Origin of the sequence: Armatimonas sp. (assembly GCF_043760365.1) — a bacterium.
GTDB lineage: Bacteria > Armatimonadota > Armatimonadia > Armatimonadales > Armatimonadaceae > Armatimonas.
In genome coordinates this window covers 1-2,064 of sequence record NZ_JAYUPA010000227.1, presented here as the reverse complement: position 1 = coordinate 2,064, position 2,064 = coordinate 1, and the positions used below count along the sequence as shown (strand labels likewise).

Below are 2,064 nucleotides of genomic sequence, written 5' to 3'. Positions count from 1 at the left end.
TGTGACACTCTTAGGTCACCGCGAAGATATACCGCTGCTCTTAGCGGGTGCTGATATTTACTGCCAGCCCTCACGCTCTGAAGGGCTTGGGCTGGCGGTTCTGGAAGCGATGGCAGCGGGCAAACCTATTGTCGCATCCCGTGTCGGAGGAATCCCAGAGGCACTGGGAGATGCGGGAGTCTTGGTCTCCCCTGACGATCCAGACGAGCTGCGTATGGCGCTGATGCTCCTGTGTAATCCGGCAAGACAGGTACTTCTGAGCAAGCGTGCTCGTCAGCGTGTTGCTGAGCATTTTACGGAAGCCGTGATGCGTGCCGAGACGCGAAAAATCTACGGTAGGGTGCTACAGTGAAAAAAATTATTCCCTGGCTGATGCTGGCGATCACAATCGCCGTTGCGGTAATACGCGCCCAGCCACCGCAGACACAGCCACTTCCCGAAAATTTATTGGTGGTGCGCTCTGATTCTCTCAAAGCATTTGTTGGCGCACGGGCACTCTTTCCCCTGCGTGGCGGCATTAAAGGGGAGACGTGGAGCATTGAGGATGTCTTGGCAACCGGAAGTCGGAGTCCGGTGGGGGAACATGCGCCTCGCATCCAAATTGTCCAAACCGACCTGGCTCCTAAAACAAATTCCCCTGCTCTTGTTCTCCGCTGGCAGGAAGGAGAGCGTTTCGGGACGGCCTGTCTGACACAAACCACGGGGCTTCTGACCTCGCCCTCAACCCGATTCACTCCCGGATTAATTGCTGCGACCGATATTGCGGCCACTATGGAAGGAAAGCCCTTCGGCGCAGGTCGTCCGGCGACTCTGGTGTCAGGGAATCTTGCCGAGCTAAAACTGCGCCAGGCGACTTGGGAGAGAAAAGCGGAGCTTTTGCGCTTTCTCGTGGTTGCGCCCTGGCTCTTTTCACTGGCGCTGCTTTTTTCCGCGTGGCGCGGAAAGTCACTAGGGAATCCGAATATTTTTGGAGGGATAGCCCTCGTGCTCTGGGCTGATCTTTTGCTGGGAAGCCCGTTATTGGAGCGCCTGCCGTTTTCCTACTCAGTCACGGAGGCGGCACGTTTCTACGGAATCGGCAATGATGCAGCAGGCTTGTTCATTGGGTGCGCTCTTGCGGCGGGCTTTGAGGCTCCCACACTGCTGGCGGTTGCCCTGGCAATCGGTGCGCCAAGCTTGGGGGCAAATAATGGCTGTTTTCTGGCTGCACTTGTCGGGATTGCGGCACAGAAAGTGGGGAAGCTGCCCGTAAAAAAGCGGCTGCTGGCGTCTCTTGCAGCGCTGCTGGGGATTGGCTTGCTCTTTTTAGGGCTGGCACGCTGGGATGTGAGCCGGGGTGCAGGAGCACAAACGCACTTAGGGCAGGCTATTTCTGGAGAGCGCACAGGAAGCCTGATGCTCATCGGACGAAAGCTCGCGATGAATGGGCACTTGCTGGTGAGTAGCCCCTGGAGCCTTCTGTTGCTGACGAGTGGTATTTTATTGGCGCGGCGGCGTGCTGGAGGGGATTTGATCACGGGCGGTGCGGCACTTGCCCTTAATGACTCAGGGGTTCTGGCTGCCGCAACGCTTCTTTTTCCCCTGGCTGCCCAGAAAACACAAAGCCCCCCGGCTCAGAGTGGAGCGGGGGGCTAGGTGCGGTTTGCTACATGCGCATGCCGAACATGATCTGCAGGCCACCGATGAACTTATTGTCGTACTTGCTAGGGTAGAGGTACTTAGCCTCAACGAAAGTAGACTCGGTGAGATTCAGACCAAGGACAAACTGGGCTCCGATCAGAGTCTTGGTCGTCCCACTGGTAGTGTCGGTTCCCCCTAGGTTAAGCCGAGCCGAGTAGATTCCCAGACCATAGCCGTAGTAATAGTCATAGTTCGATGTCCGCTTATTATCGTGGGTGAGCTGGGTTAGGGTGATTGGGATAATGCGCAGATTATCACGCTCGATATAGCCAATACTCAGGACGCTGTTCTCGTTGCGCTCTGGAATGTACTGAACGACGGTATCCGCTTCCAGGTTGAGAATCTGTGTTCCCCCACCTCTGCGCGCCTGACTGCTCCCCGGGC

General features: G+C 56.7%; 3 protein-coding genes. 2 read left to right on the top strand and 1 reads right to left on the bottom strand.

The annotated features are described in order from the left end of the window. A partial coding sequence (locus tag ACH2EH_RS05510) for a glycosyltransferase family 4 protein (RefSeq protein WP_395139709.1) occupies positions 1–352 on the top strand: 352 nt, incomplete at its 5' end. Then, on the top strand, positions 349–1,635 hold the full coding sequence (locus tag ACH2EH_RS05505) for a hypothetical protein (RefSeq protein ID WP_395139707.1): 1,287 nt from the start codon (positions 349–351) through the stop codon (positions 1,633–1,635). The genes ACH2EH_RS05510 and ACH2EH_RS05505, both read left to right, overlap by 4 nt. Positions 1,636–1,645: 10 nt before the next feature. Here the strand turns inward: ACH2EH_RS05505 and ACH2EH_RS05500 are convergent. Continuing rightward, on the bottom strand, positions 1,646–2,064 hold a 419-nt coding region (locus tag ACH2EH_RS05500), incomplete at its 5' end, for a hypothetical protein (RefSeq protein WP_395139706.1).